This is a genomic window from Arthrobacter sp. G.S.26 (genome assembly GCF_050847375.1).
Classification (GTDB): Bacteria; Actinomycetota; Actinomycetes; order Actinomycetales; family Micrococcaceae; genus Arthrobacter.
Genome location: NZ_CP193752.1, coordinates 891,166 through 905,723, shown reverse-complemented (window position 1 = coordinate 905,723; position 14,558 = coordinate 891,166). Strand labels below are relative to the sequence as shown.

Genomic DNA, 14,558 nt, shown 5'->3' with positions numbered 1-14,558 from the left:
GGGGAGCCTACGCGTCCAGTTTGGTCAGTGGCGCGTAGCGGAGCAGCAACCGCTTCTCGCCGACGTCAAACTTCACCTTGGCAACGGTTTTATCCCCTGTTCCTTCCAGGGCCAGGACCGTGCCGTTGCCGAAGCTGGTGTGGTTGACCTTGTCCCCCACACTGACGGCGATGACTTCCTTTTGCGGCTGCACCCGGTTTTTCGCGATGATCGCGGGAACATCGGCATTGAACCCTGCCGAAGAGTCGGCGGCGGCCCCGCGGGACGTCCCGGCGCCCCAGAACGAGCCGTTGTAGCGCCCCGAGCCGATGGCTCCGCCGCTGACGAAGGATTGCCTGCTGCTTCCTTCCCGCTTCCAGTCAACGAGGTCGGCGGGGATTTCCTCCAGGAACTGGCTGGCGGGGTTGTACTGGCTTTGGCCCCACATGCTGCGGACCTCCGACCGGGTCACGTACAGGCGCTTGCGGGCCCGGGTGAGGCCCACGTAGGCCAGCCGGCGTTCCTCGGCCAACTCCTTGGGGTCGGTGGCGGAGCGCTGGTGCGGGAAGAGGCCGTGCTCCATACCGGTCAGGAAGACCACCGGGAACTCGAGCCCCTTGGCCGTGTGGAGGGTCATGAGGGTCACCACGCCCAGGCGTTTGGCCTCGGCCACGGCGGCGTCGATGTCGGCACCGGGCGCGTCCGGGATCTGGTCCGCGTCCGCCACGAGGGAAACCTGTTCCAGGAAGGCGCCCAGGGAGCCTTCCGGATTTTCCTGTTCGTATTCGCGCACCACGGCCACCAGTTCGGCGAGGTTTTCCACCCTGGACTCGTCCTGCGGATCGGTGCTGGCGCGCAGGGTTGCCAGGTAGCCGGTCTGCTCCAGGACAGCTTCGAGGGCTGCTGCGGCACCGGAGCCGGCGGCCACCTCGGCGAGGTCGTCCAGGAGTTTCACAAACCCCAGCACGGCGTTGACAGAGCGGGTGGCCATGGCGGGGGCCTGTTCGGCGCGGCGGGCTGCGGCCATGAACGAGATGCGTTCGCGGCTGGCGAGGGCCGCCACCGCGCCTTCCGCGCGGTCGCCGATGCCGCGTTTGGGTTCGTTGAGCACCCGGCGGAGGTTGACGTCGTCGTCCGGGTTCACCAGGACGCGGAGGTAGGCCAGGGCGTCCTTGATTTCCTTGCGCTCGTAGAAGCGGGTTCCGCCCACCACTTTGTACGGCAGGCCCACCCTGACCAGGACATCCTCGATGGACCGGGACTGGGCGTTGGTGCGGTAGAAAATGGCGACATCGCCGGGGCGGAGGTTGTCCTCGTCCTGGAGCCGGTCGATCTCCTTGGCGATGAACTGGGCCTCGGCGTGTTCGTTTTCGCCCACGTAGCCGATGATTTTGTGGCCTTCGCCTTCAGCGGTCCACAGTTTTTTGTCCGGCCGGTTGGGGTTGCGGGAGATCACCGAGTTGGCCGCGCTGAGGATGTTCTGGGTGGAGCGGTAGTTCTGCTCCAGCTTGATGGTCCGGGCCTGCGGGTAGTCCTTCTCGAACTCCACGATGTTGCGGATGTCGGCGCCGCGGAAGGCGTAGATGGATTGGTCGGAATCGCCGACGACGGTGAGTTCGGACGCTCCCGGGCCCTCACCCACGATTTCCCGGACCAGGGCGTACTGGGCGTGGTTGGTGTCCTGGTATTCGTCCACCAGGACATGCCGGAACCTTCGGCGGTAGGAGTCGGCGAGCGCCGGGAAAGCCCGGAACATAAAGACGGTCTCGGCGATGAGGTCATCGAAGTCCATGGCGTTGGCTTGGCGCAACCGCTGCGTGTAGCCCTTGTAGACGTCCGCAACGGCACGTTCAAAGGGGTCGTTGTGGTTGGCGTCGGAAGCATACGAATCGGCGTCGATGAGTTCGTTCTTAAGCGCGGAGATTTTGTGCTGGATGGCTTTGGGCGCGAACTTCTTGGGATCGAGGTCGTGCGCCTTGGACACCTGCGTGACCAGGCGGAGGGAATCCGCGGAGTCGTAGATGGAGAAGTTGGATTTGAGGCCCACGTTGGCCGCCTCCTGCCGGAGGATCCGCACGCAGGAGGAATGGAACGTGGAGATCCACATGATCTTGGCGCGGCCGCCCACCAGCACTTCGATGCGTTCGCGCATTTCGGCGGCAGCCTTGTTGGTGAAGGTGATGGCCAGGATCTCGCCGTGGTGGGCCCGGCCCGTGGCGATCAGGTAGGCGATCCTGTTGCTGAGCACGCGGGTTTTGCCGGACCCGGCACCAGCCACGATCAGCAGCGCCGACCCGGCGTGCCTGACGGCTTCGTCCTGCTCCGGGTTCAGCCCTTCCAGCAGCTTGGCTGGGTCCAGGCCGTGGTGTCCGTGGCGCTGCCCGGCCGCGTTGCCGCCGGCGTTGTGCCGGTCTCCGGCGGGCAGGCTGCCGCCCGGTCCGGCCACCGTGGACGTCCCCTCGGGGACCACCCTGGTGCGGGTTGACGCTGCGGGGGCGGCCTTGAAAGGTCCGTCGGAGTAGGGGTCAAACAACATATCCATGGTGCCTACAAGTCTAGGCGGTGGGACTGACACCCACTTCCAGCCTGTGGATGACGCGGCCGGAACGGGACCCCGGCTAGGCCACCGACGCGGATTCGAGGGCCGCACGCAGCTCGCGGACCGCCGTCGTTCCGCCTGCCACAAACCATTCCAGCCCGTTGACCCGGACGGTGTCCACGGCCCCGCCGGCCGCGCGGACAATCGCCTTTCCGGGCAGCCAGTCCCACTCCGGGCAGCTGTGCTGGAACCAGCACCCCAGCTGCCCGTCGGCCACGCGGCCCAGGTCGCAGGAGCCGGACCCCAGCATGCGGAGGGCAGCGGCGGTGGTGGCGGCAGCGTGCCAGGGCATGGCGCACATGGGGTCCATCAGCCAGTTGGGGTGGATGTAGGTGGCGGCGCCGAGTTCGGCTGCCGGCGTGGCGTTGCGCTGTCCGCCGTTGTCCTGGAACACGGTCAGGACCTCGCCGTTCAGGGTGGCCGGGCGCGCAGTGCCGCCCAGCCACAACTTGTCCTCCTCAGGCTGGAAGATGGCGCCCAACACCACGTCGGAGGAGTCCTTCAGCGCGATGGCGGAGCACCAGTAAGTGGAGCCGTGCAGGAAGTTGTACGTGCCGTCCACGGGGTCGATCACCCAGGTCCGGCCGCTGGTGCCCGGCACGGAGGCGCCTTCCTCCCCCAGGATCCCGTCCTGGGGCCGGCAGCGCTGCAGCTGCCCCAGCACATAGGCCTCCGCGGCGTGGTCCGCTGCGGTCACCACGTCCGAGACGGAGGTCTTCTGCTGCGACTGGAGCCCGGCCATCCGCATCAGCAACGCAAGGTTTCCGGCTTCCCGGACCAGGGCTGCCGCCAGCTGGTAATCGTCCAATGCGGGGTCAAGTTCAACGGCGCTGTGCCTGCCAATGGTCATGGTTTCAGTTTATGGGGCGGGATAATGGGGTTATGGCCAAAACCCCCGCCCAGCGCATCAGGAAGCACGGATCCAAAGCGGTGGTGCCGCAGCACCGGCTCCCGCCGGTGTTGAACCCCACCACCCCCCGGACGCCGGAGAAGGCGCAGAACAACACCAACCTGATCCTGATCGCGGGCGTGGTGGCCAGCCTTTTCCTGTTCTGGTACGTGCACCTGCTGACCCTCGACCAGCTCCGCCAGCTGACCGTTGGCCTGGCGATGCCCGACTCGCTGGTGGGCGGTTTTGATCCCGCGTACATCGACCGGCTGCACAGTGTGATGAATGACGACGCCCGCGGGCAGTTGAACTACGTCCACAAGACTGCCGGCACCCTGTTTCCCCTGATTTTCGGGTTTACGTGGCTGCTGCTGATCGGCACCAACGTTGCCCGTAAGGCCCTCCGGTGGGCGCTTTGGGCCCTGCCGCTGCTGTTTGTGGTGGTCCGACTCTGGGCCAACGTGGCCATTGACGGCATATTGGCCACGGAACCAGCCGACCCCGGGCAGGTGGCCCTCGCCTCGGTCCTCACCGTGGCGGGCTGGGTGCTGCTGGTCCTCAGCCTGCTGGCCGGTGGTGCAGCAGTGGTGCTGCGGACCCGGAAGCGCAAGACCGCAGCCTAACCCCGCAGCTGCTTGCGCTGGCGGTGGACCCGCCGCGCGATGACCAGGCCTGCCGTGGCAATGCCCACTGTCACCGGATAGCCCATCAGCCGTTCCAGGGTTCCCGGCTCGGGCACGTCCATGCCGGTAAGTCCGCCCGTCGCCAGCGCGGCAAGGGACACCGCGCCGCAGGCGAGGATGAACCAGGCCATGGCTGTTTTCCGCAGCCACAGTCCGCCCAGGACCAGCAGGGCCGCCGCCCCGGCCAAAAAATACACCACAGCGCCGATGTAGTGCCACGCGGATCCTGCGTCCTCGGGCACCAGCCCCACCACCACGGTGCCCACACCGGCTGCGCCCGTCAGCAGGCGCACGGCGATGGCAGCCCGCCAGGGTGCGCGTCGGCCCGGCTCAACGCGGGCCCCGGGCCGGGCCGCTACGCACAGCAGCCCGGAGGTGAGCAGGATGGCGCCCAGCACCATGCCCAGCCCCTGGACCACAAAGGAAGCGTTCATCAGCCAGTTCAGGGGCGAACAGACGTCCCGCCCGTCGTACACACCGCAGTGCAGCGCGCCGAGGTCGCTGATGTAGCCGGTCCGCAGGTCATAGGGCAACGGTCCCGCCCACGCGGCGATCACCGCCGCTTCGGCGGCGAAATACTGCAGGACGCTCAGCACCGCCCACGCGCCCACGTACTGGCGGGTGGCGGCGGTGTCCGGAACCAAGGCTGCCGCGGGCGCGGCGGACGGGGCGGAATTCATGCCTTGAGCGTAGTACGGCTCCGCACCTTGTATGCTTGTATCCGTGTCCGGCCGGACTGCCTCGCGGTTCACGGAACGCCCGCCCTCGTAGCTCAGTGGATAGAGCACGGCTCTCCTAAAGCCGGTGTCGTTGGTTCGATTCCAATCGAGGGCACTTGAATGAACTGCCTCCGGAGTTTGATCTCCGCGCCTACCTCCTGGGTGGCCCGGCCAGCCCGGTTACCGGCACCTGGGTGGTGGAAAGGGACCTCCTGGACCGTGCAGCAGGCACCCGCGGAACCTTCGCCGGCGTCGTCCGCTTCAGTCCCACGCCCGACGGCGGCCTGGCCCTCCGGGAAGAAGGCACCATGCGCTGGCCTTCCTTCGTGGGCCCCGCCTCGCGGGAGTACCTCCTGCGCCCCGCCGGCCGGGCCGACGCGCTGGACGTGTTTTTCCCGGACGGCAGGCCTTTCCACCGGATGGGCTTTGCCCCGGAGGCCAACGCGGCCAGCCACTGGTGCGACCCCGATGCATACCGCGTGGCGTATGCCTACGAAAACGCTGACCGGTTCAGTTACACCTGGGATATCACCGGCCCCCGCAAGGACCTGGAACTCGCCTCGCGCCTGCACCGCAGCCAGGGGACGGACGCATGAAGCACCGCATTGTGGTGTCCGCCGTCTGCGTTTTTGATCCTGCCGGCCGGCTCCTGACCGTCCGGAAACGCGGCACCGGCATGTTTATGCATCCCGGCGGCAAGCCCGAAGCCGGCGAGACGGCGGTCCAGGCCGCTGCCCGGGAACTGGCCGAGGAAGTGGGCATCGGTATCGACCCGGCGCTCCTGCAGCCCATGGGCGTGTGGATCGCCGACGCCGCGAACGAGGCGGACACGGACATCGAAGCCACCGTGTTCCTGGCGCCGGGAACCTGGCAGGCCAGCCCGTCCGCCGAGATCGCGGAAATCCGCTGGCTGGACCTGGCCGCGGCCTGGCCCGCGGACCTGGCCCCGCTGCTCACGGACCACATCCTGCCGGCACTGGCCGCGGGCCCGGCCCGGTAACCTGCTACGTCTCCGGGACGGCTTCCTGCGCCACTGCGGTGGCTTCGGCGAACTGGGTCCGGTACAGCTCCGCGTACCGGCCGTCGGCTGCGAGCAGGCCGGTGTGCGTGCCCCGCTCCACGATCCGGCCGTCCTCCACCACCAGGATGGCGTCGGCGGCGCGGATGGTGGACAGCCGGTGGGCGATTACAACGGCGGTACGGCCTTCAAGGGCTGCACCCAGCGCAGCCTGGACCGCGGCCTCGTTGGTGGAGTCCAGGGCTGCGGTGGCCTCGTCAAGGATCACCACGCGCGGCTGGGCTATCAGCAGCCGGGCGATGGTGAGGCGCTGGCGTTCGCCGCCGGACAGCCGGTAGCCGCGCTCCCCCACCACGGTGTCCAGTCCGTCCGGCAGGGACCGGATCATCGTTTCCAGCCGGGCCTGCCGGATGGCCTCCCACATGTCCTCCTCCGTGGCGCCGGGGCGGGCCAGCCGCAGGTTGGACGCGATGCTCTCGTGGAAGAGGTGGCCGTCCTGCGTGACCATGCCCAGGGTGTCCCGGAGCGAGTCGAAGGTGGCATCGCGGACGTCCAGCCCGGAGCCGGCGGCCCCGCCGCCCAGCCTGACGGCGCCGGAATCCACGTCGTACAGCCTGGTCAGCAACTGGGCGATGGTGGACTTGCCGGCACCGGAGGAGCCCACCAGGGCAACGGTCTGGCCGGGTTCCACCCGGAAGCTGATGCCGTGCAGGACCTCCTCGCCGCCGCGGGTGTCCAGGGTGGCAACCTCTTCGAGGGAGGCCAGCGAGACCTTGTCGGCGGACGGGTAGGCGAAGCGGACGTCGTCGAATTCCACGGCCACCGGACCGGCGGGAACCGCCGCGGCGTCCGGTTTCTCGGCGATCAACGGCTTGAGGTCCAGGATCTCGAAGACCCGCTCGAAGCTGACCAGCGCGCTCATGATCTCCACCCGGGCGTTTGACAGGGACGTCAGCGGGGCGTACAGCCGGGTGAGGAGCAGCGCGAGCACCACCACGTCGCCAGGTGCCAGCTGGCCCGCGATGGCCAGCCAGCCACCCATTCCGTAGACCAGGGCCAGCGCCAGCGCCGAGACCAGGGTCAGGGCGGTCACAAACGTGAACTGCAGCATGGCGGTCCGGATGCCGATGTCCCGCACCCTGCCGGCGCGGACGGCGAACTCGCGGGACTCGTCGGCAGGCCGGCCAAAAAGCTTGACCAGGGTGGCGCCGGGGGCCGAGAACCGTTCGGTCATCTGCGTGCCCATGGCGGCGTTGTGCTCCGCTGCTTCGCGGCGCAGGTCGGCAAGGCGCGAGCCCATCCGGCGGGCCGGGACCAGGAAGATGGGCAGCAGGATCATGGCCAGCACCGTCACCTGCCAGGAGGTGCCCAGCATCACGATGAGGGTCAGGATGAGCGCCACCACGTTGCTGACCACCCCTGACAGGGTTCCGGCGAAGGCGGACTGGGCGCCGATCACGTCATTGTTCAGGCGGCTGACCAAGGCTCCGGTCCGGGTCCGGGTAAAGAACGCGATGGGCATCTTCTGCACGTGGTCAAAGACCCTGGTGCGCAGGTCCACAATGACGCCTTCACCGATCACCGAGGACAGCCAGCGGGTCACCAGGCCCAGGCCTGCCTCCGCGACTGCCACGACGGCGATCAGCACGGCCAGCCGGATGACCTCGTCAATGCCGGCCTTGGCCACGATGGTGTCCACCACCTGCCCTGCCAGGACGGGGGTGGCGACGGCCAGGAAGGCCATGGCCACGGACAGCAGCACAAAGGCCAGCAGTTTGCCGCGGTAGGGCCGGGCAAACGCGAGGACCCGCTTCAGGGTGGCCTTGGAGAACGGCTGGGAACCGCTCTTGGCCCGGGTGATGTTGTAAAGGGAGCCCCAGGCTACCCGTTCCATGCTCATGGTTGCTGCTCCGCGCCTAGATTGGTGGTGGTTCCCCCGGGGTGCTTCAGTTTCAGGAACTGCTGCCGGTGTGCTGCTCGGTGACCTTGCCGCTGTCCACGTCCCAACGTACATCCAACCGGACGTTCTCCAGCAGCCGCCTGTCGTGCGTCACCAGCAGCAGGGCGCCGTCGTAGCTGTCCAGGGCATCTTCGAGCTGCTCGATGGCCGGCAGGTCAAGGTGGTTGGTGGGTTCGTCCAGGACCAGCAGGTTCACCCCGCGCGCCTGGAGCAGGGCCAGGGCCGCCCGGGTCCGTTCGCCGGGCGAGAGGGAGTCCACGGGACGTGCCGTGTGGTCCGCCTTCAGCCCGAACTTGGCCAGCAGGGTGCGGACCTCCGCGGCGGTCAGGTCCACCAGGACGGATTCGACGGCGTCTGCCAGGGGCAGGTGCCCGGCCAGCAGGCCGCGGGCCTGGTCAATTTCGCCCACGGCCACCGAGGCGCCCATGGCTGCGTTGCCGGAGTCCGGTTCGATACTGCCAAGGAGCAGGCGCAGGAGCGTGGACTTGCCGGCCCCGTTGGGTCCGGTGATGCCGATCCGCTCCCCCGCGTTGAGCTGGAGGTTCACGGGCCCCAGGGTGAAGCTGCCCTGTCGGACCACGGCGTCGCGGAGGGTCGCCACAACGGCGCTGGACCGGGGGGCCTGGCCGATGGTGAACTGCAGCTGCCATTCCTTGCGCGGCTCCTCCACGGTGTCCAGCCGGGCGATCCGGGATTCCATCTGCCGCACCTTCTGGGCCTGCTTCTCCGAGGACTCCACGCTGGCCGCACGGCGGATCTTGTCGTTGTCGGGGCTCTTTTTCATGGCGTTCCGGACGCCTTGGGAGCTCCATTCGCGCTGGGTCCGGGCCCGGGACACCAGATCGGCCTTGGTGGCAGCGAATTCCTCGTACTTTTCGCGGGCGTGGCGCTTGGCCACCGCGCGTTCCTCCAGGAAGGCGTCGTAGCCGCCGTCGTAGACGGCCACGGAGTTCTGGGCCAGATCCAGTTCCACCACGGTGGTGACGCAGCGGGCCAGGAATTCGCGGTCGTGGCTGACCAGGACCACTCCGCCGCGCAGGCCGGTCACGAAGGCCTCAAGCTTGGCCAGGCCTGCGAGGTCCAGGTCGTTGGTGGGCTCGTCCAGAAGGACGACGTCGAAGCGGCTCAGCAACAGGGCGGCGAGCGCCACCCGTGCGGCCTGGCCGCCGGACAGCCCGGTCATGGCCGAGTCAGCACCTGCGGTCAGTCCAAGGTCGGCCAGGACCCCGGGAATGCGGTCGTCGAGGTCCGCGGCACCGGATGCCATCCAGCGGTCGAAGGCGCGCGCGTAGTCATCGTCGGCGCCGGGCGCGCCGGCACCCAGGGCCTCGGCAGTGGATTCCATCTCGATGGTGGCCTGCGCGCAGCCTGTCCGGCGCGCGATGTAGCCTGCCACTGTTTCGCCGGACACCCGTTCGTGTTCCTGGGGAAGCCAGCCCACAAAGGCGTCAGCGGGGGCCAGGCTAACGGTCCCCTCCTGCGGCTTGTCCACACCGGCGAGGAGTCGCAGCAGGGTGGACTTCCCGGCGCCGTTGGCACCCACCACGCCCACCACATCTCCCGGGGCAACGGTCAGGGAAAGATTGGCGAAAAGTTGGCGGTGGTCATGCCCGCCGGCAACATCCTTGGCAACCAGGGTGGCAGTCATCCGTGTGTCCTTTCGCCGGCGCATCCGCAACCGGATTCCTGCCTGGCAGCTGCCGGCAAAAGCCATGCGGTTCAGGCATTGCGGCCGCAGGACATAAAAGAACCCGCTGGTCCGGACTTGGGGGGGTGTACGGACCAGCGGGCTCGACGTTCAAGCATAGTCGAAGCGGAGGCCTGCGTAAAATCCGAAGATTCCGGCAGGCTAAAATGGGTACACCGTCCGTTCTGCAGAGAGCTGTCCATGCCACTCCCCGCCAAGGCGTTCCAGCGCTGGCTGCAAGGCATCGCGCCCAACGCCAGCACCGCCGACGTCTGCAGGGTTTCCGGAATCAAGCGGACCACCCTCGCCCAGCAGCTGGTCCGGGGCAAGGTATCGGAAAGCACCCTTGTCAGCATCAGCCGCGCCTACAACATCGGCCCGGTCGCGGCCCTCGCGGATTTCGAGGCGTACCGCGAGCTGGCCGGCCCGCCCCGGCTGCCCACCCGGGGCGAACTGGTCAGCCAGATTTCCACCCCCGACCTGCTGCGGGCCGTGCTGTCGCGGACCGCGGTGGAGCCTGAGGGCGCAGCAGCCGGACTGCCACCGGCGCTCAGCCCGGCCCCGCACGCCACCTCGGTTAAAAACTGGGTTGATGCCATTGACGACGGCGAGGTGCGGCACCGCGTTTCAGCCGCCACCGGCATCGCCCCGCAGAACTACTCAGCCCAGCTGACCGCCAACCGGTTGACGCCGGAGCTGGCCCTGGCCACTTCACAGGCGGCCGGGGTGGGGCCAGCAGGGGGGCTGGTTGCCACGGGCCTGGTTACGGAGGAGGAGGCCGGCTGGCCACCCGGGGCGCGGCAGGCAGCACTGGAGGGCATGTCCGACGCCGACCTGACCGTTTTGGCGGGCGAGCGGCTGCAGGCCCTCGGCAAGGTGCTGCGGCGCCAGGAGCAGGACCACGAGCAGGCAGAAAAGATCTGGGAGAACCTGGGATGATCGATATTCTTCAGTGGACAACGCTGGCCGTGTGCGGGCTGGTGGCCCTGGCCCGGATCCCCAGCGCCCTCCGGGGGGAAAACAGGTCGCTGTTTTCCATCTTTGCGCTGATGACCCTTGCCATCCTGCTCAGCATCGAAGCACCATACGTGTGGATTGATGCGGCCCTGGGCGGCATCAACCTCACCAACCTGGCGCTGCGCTTCATCATTTTCGGAGCCGTGTTTTTTATCGGCGTACGGACCACCCGTGGGTTCGGCGCCGATGGTGCCTACCGGCTTTTGACCGGCCGGGTGGGGATGGCGGCCCTGCTGGTCATCTCCGTAGCGGTGGTGGGCGTGTTCCTGCTGATGGATACCACCGGTTCCTCGGCGGGTCTCTCGGCAGTCTCCGACAGGGACGCGCGGCACGCCATGCTGGCCGAGTACTACGGGGCGGCAGGACGGGCCTATCCCGCGTTTGTTGCCCTGGTCCTGCTTCCGGCCATGGTCCGGGCGGCGCTGGGCCGGCTGCCCGTTCCGGTGCGCTTTGCGGCTGCACTCCTGGGCCTTGGCGCCATCGCCACTGCGCTGTCCCTGCTGTTCCCATTCCTGCCGCCGAATTCCGACGCCGTGGCCTTTGTGGTCAACTACACAGCCATCCTGTGCTTCGTTCTTGGCCTCGCGCTGATCTGGGCGGCAAAGGTCTGGACCCGGCGAAAAAGCTGCCGACGCAGGAAATATACCGAAAAGTAATCTCCCGACCTTTCACAAAATCATTAGAATGTGAAACAATCATGAATGTGTGAAGGTGGGGCGCAGCGCGTTTCTGAACGGGGATAAATTTCTTTAGCGTCGTTCGCCCCGGGGGCCTTTGCACACATTGGGGGGATGAGTGGTGGCGGCCGTTGGGGACCGCCCCCACTCAGCCTGTTTAAGGCTGTTTTGCCTTGCCGCGCTTCCCGTTGGCTGCGCGGCAAGGCAAAAAGTCAGGACGCGGGCAGCTGCTGCCGGACGAACCGCAGCGTCACCAGCTGGAAGGGCCGCAGCCGGAGGCCGGCGCCGTCGGAGCCGGCATCCACGCCGGGAGCCTCAACGGGGCGTTCCAACAGATCGACGGCCTGCACCGTGGTGCAGGGGAAGCCTGCCGTGATCCTGGCCGTGGAGCGCCGGCCCAGCGACTCGTACAGCCGCACCACCACATCGCCTGAGCCGTCCTCGGCAAGCTTCACGGCTTCGACCACCACAGCGTCGTTGCTCACGGCCACCAGCGGCTCCACCGGCGCCGCCCCGCTGACCAGCCGGGGCACCAGGTTGGTCCGGTAGCCTTCCTGGACGGCGTCGGCGATTGCGGCACCGGGCCGGATGGTGACGGTGAACTCGTGGCGGCCGCGGTCCGCTTCGGGATCGGGGAACTTCGGAGCCCGCACCAGGGACAGCCGGACGGTGGTGGTGGTCCCGCCGTCGGCCCTGACGTTCCTGGTGACGTCGTGGCCGTAGGTGGACGAATTGGAGACCGCCACCCCGTAGCCGGGTTCGGCAACGTGGATCCACCGGTGGGCGCAGACTTCAAACTTCGCTGCTTCCCAGGACGTATTGGTGTGCGTCGGCCGGAAAACGTGGCCGAACTGCGTCTCCGCGGCGGAACGGTCCGCCCGGACGTCCAGGCCGAAGCCGAGTTTGAGCAGCTTCTCCCGCTCCTGCCAGTCGACCGTGGTGGTGATGGACAGCGCGGGGCTGCCCGGGGCAAGGGTGATGTGCTGCGTTACCGGGGACGTGCCGGCCAGCCGCTCCACCACCACGCCGGCGTCCGGCCCGTGGGTGGACACCCGGACGGACGCCGCAGCCGTCAGCGGTGTGACATTGCGGCGGTAGAACTCATCGATGTCCCAGGCGTCCCATTCATTGGGGGTGTCCCGGTGCAGCTCCAGGAGGTTACCCGGCTGGCCGGGGGCGATGGCCTCACGGCCGCTGGCATGGTCCACCAGGGAGACCAGTAACCCCGCCCCGTCCAGCTCTGCCCTGATAACGCCGTTATCCAGGACGTAACTGCCGCCCTGGGCCTGGGCCGTCGCCGGCACGGGCACGATCGACCGTTCGGCCGCGCCCAGGGCCGGCACACCGTCCCTGGCGTGCGGTGCTGCGTTCAGCAGGAACTGCCGGCCGCCCTGGCCCAGCATCGCAGCAGCGGCTGCGGCGATAACGGCCTCCAGCCCGGCCGCGGCGGCGGCGTAGTTGCGTTCGGCATCCTGGTGCACCCAGGCGATCGAGCTGCCGGGCAGAATGTCGTGGAACTGCTGCAGCAGCACCAGGCGCCAGAGGCGCTTGAGCTCGGCTGCGGGATACTCGAAGCCGCCATGGGTCCGGACTGTTGCGGTGGCGCACCAGAGTTCCGCTTCGCGCAGCAGGTGTTCACTGCGCCGGTTGCCTTTTTTGGTGTTGGCCTGGCTGGTGTAGGTGCCACGGTGCAGTTCCAGGTACATTTCACCCACCCAGACGGGCAGGCCCTGGTAGTCGTCCTCGGCCTGCTGGAAGAAGCTCTCCGCGGATCCCAGGCGTACCTTCGGGGACCCTTCGAGGTCAGCGGTGCGGGCAGCGGCTGCAAGCATCTCCCGGGTGGGTCCGCCGCCGCCGTCACCGTAGCCGAACGGTACCAGCGAGACTGAGCCGCGGCCGTGGTCGCGGTAATTGCGTTCCGCGTGGGCCAGGTCCGCTCCGCTGAGTTCGGAATTATAGGTGTCCACCGGCGGGAAGTGGGTGAACAGGCGGGTGCCGTCGATGCCCTCCCAGTTGAACGTGTGGTGCGGCATCTTGTTGGTCTGGTTCCAGGAAATTTTCTGGGTCAGGAACCAGCGGCTGCCTGCTTCTTTGACGATCTGCGGCAGGGCGGCTGAGTAGCCGAAGGAATCGGGCAGCCAGGCCTCCCGGCATTCGACGCCGAACTCGGCCAGGAAAAAGCTCTTGCCCTCAAGGAACTGGCGGGCCATGGCCTCGCCGCCGGGCATGTTGGTGTCCGACTCCACCCACATGCCGCCCACGGGAACGAACTGGCCCGTACGGACCTTCTCCCGGATGCGGGCGAAAAGTTCAGGGTAGAACTCCTTGATCCAGGAAAGCTGCTGGGCGGAGGAGCACGAAAACACAAAGTCCGGGTCCTCGTCCATCAGGGCCACCACGTTGGAGAACGTCCTGGCACACTTGCGGATGGTTTCCCGCACCGGCCACAGCCAGGCCGAATCGATGTGCGCGTGCCCGGTGGCCACCAGCTGGTGCGCGGATCCGTACGCGGGCCGGGCCAGGACCCTGGCCAGGACCTCCCGTCCGGCGGCGGCAGTCCCGGCGATGTCGTCCGGATCCATCAGATCGAGCATGCGTTCCAGGGCGCGGAGTATTTCGTGCCGGCGGGGAAGCTCAAGGGGCAGCTGCGCCATCAGGCCCGCCAGGGTCAAGATGTCCTGCTGCAGCTCCCAGACCTCCTGCTGCAGTTCGGCGATCGCGATGCGTCCCAGCCGGTACTGCGGAGCCGTTCCGGCCGTCGCCTTGTCGCCGTAAGGAGTGGCCGCAAACGTCCACCCTTGCGCCACATCGGGGTTGGCTGCAGCCTCCACGTAGAAGTCCACCGCCATGCCGCTGCCCAGCAGCTTCAACGGGATGTACTGGTTGCGGGGCGAGATGGCCTTGATGATGCTGCCGTCTGCCCGCCAGGCGATGCCCTCGCACTGGAACCCCGGCACCTCGGTGGTGAAGCCAAGGTCAACCACCACCTCGACGGCGGTACCAGGCCCGGTGCCCCACGTTTCGGGGACCTCGCCCTGCACGCGCAGCCAGGTGGTCCCCCACGGCTTGCCCCAGGCGGCGTTGTGCTCCTGTGGAAGGAATTCCTGGCGCATGGCCTCCAGCGCGGGGACCGGCTCGTCCGGAACCTCCCAGCTGGTCAGCGTCAGCGGCAGGCTGCGGCTGTATACGGCGGGGTTGATGCGCTCACGCAGGAACCTCTCAAGGCGGACTTCCGTGATCCGGCGGTCGTCATGCAATCTGGGTCCTCTTTAGCGCTGGGAAGTGGACCAAGATGTCCATTCGATGGATAAATCTACCGGGTGCTTTCGG

11 protein-coding genes and 1 tRNA gene are annotated in these 14,558 nt (G+C 67.7%); 6 read left to right on the top strand and 6 right to left on the bottom strand.

The window, feature by feature from the left end; translation table 11 throughout:
- Positions 1-7: 7 nt before the first annotated feature.
- Positions 8-2,521 carry a DNA helicase PcrA gene (gene pcrA / locus ACRB8A_RS04185; RefSeq protein WP_432245652.1) on the bottom strand — a complete coding sequence of 838 codons (2,514 nt, stop codon included), beginning with the start codon at positions 2,519-2,521 and terminating at the stop codon, positions 8-10.
- A 76-nt stretch (positions 2,522-2,597) separates the two neighbouring features.
- Positions 2,598-3,428 (bottom strand): inositol monophosphatase family protein, encoded by an 831-nt coding sequence (locus ACRB8A_RS04180; protein WP_432245651.1) that lies wholly within the window; start codon positions 3,426-3,428, stop codon positions 2,598-2,600.
- Positions 3,429-3,460: 32 nt separating this feature from the next.
- Between ACRB8A_RS04180 and ACRB8A_RS04175 the strand changes: the two genes are divergently transcribed.
- Positions 3,461-4,090, top strand: a complete 630-nt coding sequence (locus ACRB8A_RS04175) for a hypothetical protein (RefSeq protein WP_432245650.1) — start codon at positions 3,461-3,463, stop codon at positions 4,088-4,090.
- Here ACRB8A_RS04175 and ACRB8A_RS04170 read toward each other — a convergent pair.
- Positions 4,087-4,830 carry a DUF998 domain-containing protein gene (locus ACRB8A_RS04170; protein WP_050683971.1) on the bottom strand — a complete coding sequence of 248 codons (744 nt, stop codon included), beginning with the start codon at positions 4,828-4,830 and terminating at the stop codon, positions 4,087-4,089. The two genes, ACRB8A_RS04175 and ACRB8A_RS04170, sit on opposite strands and share 4 nt — an antisense overlap.
- An 81-nt stretch (positions 4,831-4,911) precedes the next feature.
- Here ACRB8A_RS04170 and ACRB8A_RS04165 point away from each other — a divergent pair.
- The 3 genes from ACRB8A_RS04165 (at position 4,912) to ACRB8A_RS04155 (ending at position 5,869) form a co-directional block, all read left to right on the top strand.
- Positions 4,912-4,984, top strand: a tRNA-Arg gene (locus ACRB8A_RS04165).
- Position 4,985: 1 nt separating this feature from the next.
- The gene (locus tag ACRB8A_RS04160; RefSeq protein WP_050683972.1) at positions 4,986-5,465 is read left to right on the top strand and encodes a DUF6314 family protein; all 480 of its coding nucleotides are present in this window, start codon (positions 4,986-4,988) and stop codon (positions 5,463-5,465) included.
- Positions 5,462-5,869, top strand: a complete 408-nt coding sequence (locus ACRB8A_RS04155; protein WP_050683973.1) for an NUDIX hydrolase — start codon at positions 5,462-5,464, stop codon at positions 5,867-5,869. Before ACRB8A_RS04160 ends, ACRB8A_RS04155 begins: the two co-directional genes overlap by 4 nt.
- A gap of 4 nt (positions 5,870-5,873) precedes the next feature.
- On the opposite strand, the gene ACRB8A_RS04150 is transcribed toward ACRB8A_RS04155, so the two are convergent.
- Both ACRB8A_RS04150 and ACRB8A_RS04145 read right to left on the bottom strand, forming a co-directional pair.
- On the bottom strand, positions 5,874-7,787 hold the full coding sequence (locus ACRB8A_RS04150) for an ABC transporter ATP-binding protein (protein WP_432245649.1): 1,914 nt from the start codon (positions 7,785-7,787) through the stop codon (positions 5,874-5,876).
- Between the two features lie 52 nt (positions 7,788-7,839).
- Positions 7,840-9,495, bottom strand: coding sequence for an ABC-F family ATP-binding cassette domain-containing protein (locus ACRB8A_RS04145; RefSeq protein WP_050686643.1), 1,656 nt, complete (start codon positions 9,493-9,495; stop codon positions 7,840-7,842).
- Between the two features lie 240 nt (positions 9,496-9,735).
- On the opposite strand from ACRB8A_RS04145, the gene ACRB8A_RS04140 reads away from it, so the two are divergent.
- Positions 9,736-10,473, top strand: coding sequence for a hypothetical protein (locus ACRB8A_RS04140; RefSeq protein ID WP_050686642.1), 738 nt, complete (start codon positions 9,736-9,738; stop codon positions 10,471-10,473).
- A complete protein-coding gene (locus tag ACRB8A_RS04135) occupies positions 10,470-11,207 on the top strand; it encodes a hypothetical protein (RefSeq protein ID WP_056596082.1) in 738 nt (245 codons plus the stop codon). The genes ACRB8A_RS04140 and ACRB8A_RS04135 overlap by 4 nt, the downstream gene beginning before the upstream one ends.
- 233 nt (positions 11,208-11,440) lie before the next feature.
- Here ACRB8A_RS04135 and ACRB8A_RS04130 read toward each other — a convergent pair whose 3' ends face one another.
- Positions 11,441-14,485 carry an alpha-mannosidase gene (locus tag ACRB8A_RS04130; RefSeq protein ID WP_432245648.1) on the bottom strand — a complete coding sequence of 1,015 codons (3,045 nt, stop codon included), beginning with the start codon at positions 14,483-14,485 and terminating at the stop codon, positions 11,441-11,443.
- Positions 14,486-14,558: the final 73 nt, after the last annotated feature.